Raw genomic sequence first — 3,194 nt, forward strand, 5'->3', positions numbered from 1 at the left:
TGCACTTGCTAAAATGAATGCAATATTACACAGAATAAAAAATATAAACTTAATCGGTGGGGATACACTTTTATTTCCAAAATTTAAAGAGAAAGATAGTATAAAAAAATTTGATTATGTTATTGCAAATCCTCCATGGAATCAAGATGGTTATGATGAAGACACATTAAAGAAAGGAGAATATTATAATGAAAGATTTCCATTTGGTTCTCCAACAAAACAATCTGCTGATTGGGCATGGATACAACATATGATTTTTTCAGGTAATAAAAATGGGAAAATTGCAATTGTTATTGATACAGGAGCGGTTTCAAGGGGAGGGAGGGAAAAAGAGATAAGAAAAAAAGTTGTAGAAAATGATTTAATTGAGGCAGTTATACTTTTACCAGAAAAACTTTTTTACAATACAGGAGCACCAGCAGTGATAATTGTAATAAATAGAAATAAACCAGAAGGTAAAAAAGGGAAGGTTTTATTGATAAATGCATCAAAAGAGTTTATTCCGGGGAAAGCACAGAATATACTTGGAAAGGAAAATATAGAAAAAATAGTAAATGTTTATAGGAGTTTTAAAGAGGTTGAAAAATTTAGCAAAATTATAAATAAAAAAGATATTGAAGATGCTGACTACAATTTATCTCCCTCAAGATTTATAAGTGTTTTTGATGAAGAAAATTATAGACCAATTGAAGAAATAAAAGAAGAACTAAAAAAACTTGAAGAAGAAAAAAGAAGTGTAGAAGAAAAAATATGGCAAATTTTATCAAAATTTTAAAATTAGTTGCACTTGACAAAAAATTTTTTGGAAAGTATTATATAATTAAAGTATTACTTCTTTGCCTTTGGTTTACCAAAGGCAAATTTATAACCTCCCCGGGCTTGCGAAAGCAATCCCGGGTTTTTTTATTTTATAATGGAGAGAGTATTTATTTTTATTGATGGAAGTAATTTTTATCATGGACTTAAAGAGGAAATTGGTATAAGAACCATTGACTTTTTAAAATTTGCTTTTAAACCCTGTGGAAAAAGAAAATTTGTTGGTGCAAACTATTATAACGTACCTTTAAAGAAAGAGTATGCTCCAGACAAGTATAAGGATCAACAAAAATTTTTCAATTACATTAGAAATTTACCTGGATACACTCTTAAACTTGGGCATCTTGAATTGAGAAATGTTGAATTAAAGAAAGGTACTGTAATTTTAGAAAATTCAAAAGCACATGTATATTTTGTGGGACCTATTGATAAGGTAAATGAAATTCTCAAAAAAGACGAATCAAAAACAATAACTCAAATTAAATATTTAGTAGAGAAAGGAGTTGATATATCTATAGCAACTGATATGCTTTCACTTGCATATGATGATTTTTACGATACAGGAATTTTAGTAAGTGGTGATGGCGATTTTGCTTATGTAATTAAGAAAATACAGCAATTGAAGAAAAAAATAGAAGTGGCATATTTCCCGCAGAGAAAATGTTGGCATCTAAGGCAGGTAAGCGATAAGTTTATTTCATTAGAAAAATCTTTTTTTGAAGATTTGGAAAGAAAGGAAACCCGAAAATGAAAAGAAACAAAATTTTAAATTTACTATACGACTATAATCGGATAGTATTGACATTTTCTATACGACTATGGTAGTATAGTAATATGGAAAATAAAATAAAAAAAGAATTTTTAAAGTATTTGAATGCCATAATATCACAACAGAGTTTAAAAATTAGGGGCAATATTGTTGATGAAAATGGTAATTTTTATCCAAAAAGAAGTGCTTTTCCTATTTTTAAAAAATATATCCAGGATTTTTTAAAATTCAATTCTGAACCAAGATGGATAATAATACATGGACTTCGTGGAGTAGGAAAAACAACATTATTATCGCAACTTTTCTATGAAGTATTATCAGATAAAGATGTTGAGAAACTTTATATTTCAGTTGATGAACCGATGAGAAGATTTGGTGCATCATTATGGGATATTGTTGAAGGATATGAAATATTAATTGGGAAAAGGTTAGAAGAATTAAATAAAAAATTATTTTTATTTTTTGATGAAGTTCAATATGATAAAAACTGGGATTCTGCTATCAAAACATTCTATGATAGGACAAAAAAAATTTTTATTTTATGCACTGGTTCTTCTGCCTTATTATTGAAAAAACAGATTGATGCAAATGTTTCAAGACGTGCATATTTTGAGGAATTATACCCGATGGATTTTAAAGAATATATAATGTTAAAATTCAAAAAATATCCAGAAAAAAATTTAAGTGAGAAAATTAAAGGTGCTATTTTTAATTCTAAAAAAAGCGAAGACGTTTTTAATAAGTTATCCTTATTAGAGAAAAAAGTAAAAGAATACTGGTTTGGAGTTGATATTTTTGAAATAGATAGATACTTGAAATATGGAACTCTTCCTTTTTCTCTAAAAATTAAAGAAGAGGGAGTGATTTTAAATCAACTGGAATTGATGTTACAGAGAATTATTTATACAGATATTCCTGAAATAACAAATTTTGATAGAGAAAGTTTAAACAAAATTTATTCTCTCATTTATCTTCTTTCTGAAAGTTTTGAAATAAGTTTAACAAAATTATCTACAATACTTGAAATTTCAAAAGATACCCTTTCTTTAATTTTTTCTTCTCTTGAAAATGCAAATTTAATCCAAAGAATTCCACCATATGGTTCACCTTATAAGCAGGTAAGGAAGCCATATAGATATCTTTTTACAAGTCCTGCTTTTCGTTTTTTTCTTCTGTCAGGTATGGAGAGTATAAGTAATTTTGAAAATTTCAAAGGGAAATTACTGGAAGATGTTGTAGGAATGTACTTTAAAAAAATTTTGAGAAAATATCCAAATTCCTCTTTAACTTATGATTGTGCAAAAGAAGGAGCAAATTTTATTGTTAAAATAAAGGATAAAAAAATTGTTATTGAGGTTGGTTATGGCAAAAAGCAAATTAAACAAGCACTGATGACTTTAAAAAGAATAACTGGCGATTATGGAATTGTGTTTTCGTTAGATGAAGAAATGAATTTTAAAGATAATATTGTAAAGATACCGATTAAATATTTTTTACTCATTTGAGGTGGAATTTTTATGAGGAGATTGGGGATTGAAAGAAAAATTTTACAAAATTTTAAAAAAGAAGGTAAAATTAAAATGAACTTCCCTGGAGGTTTTTACCTTCA

General features: G+C 27.3%; 3 protein-coding genes. All 3 read left to right on the forward strand.

Translation table 11 applies throughout. From position 1 onward, the window contains the following. On the forward strand, positions 1-775 hold a 775-nt coding region (locus PKV21_09795; GenBank protein ID HOM27778.1), incomplete at its 5' end, for an N-6 DNA methylase. A gap of 138 nt (positions 776-913) precedes the next feature. Then, positions 914-1,567, forward strand: coding sequence for an NYN domain-containing protein (locus PKV21_09800; protein HOM27779.1), 654 nt, complete (start codon positions 914-916; stop codon positions 1,565-1,567). 83 nt (positions 1,568-1,650) lie between these two features. Then, positions 1,651-3,090: an ATP-binding protein gene (locus PKV21_09805; protein ID HOM27780.1), complete on the forward strand. Its 1,440-nt coding sequence runs from the start codon at positions 1,651-1,653 to the stop codon at positions 3,088-3,090. Positions 3,091-3,194 lie beyond the last annotated feature (104 nt).

Source organism: bacterium (genome assembly GCA_035371905.1).
GTDB lineage: Bacteria > Ratteibacteria > UBA8468 > B48-G9 > JAFGKM01 > JAMWDI01.

Coding starts and splice junctions, on each gene's coding strand:
- PKV21_09800 (HOM27779.1), top strand. CDS start 914: ATGGAGAGAGTATTTATTTTTATTGATGGAAGTAATTTTTATCATGGA.
- PKV21_09805 (HOM27780.1), top strand. CDS start 1,651: ATGGAAAATAAAATAAAAAAAGAATTTTTAAAGTATTTGAATGCCATA.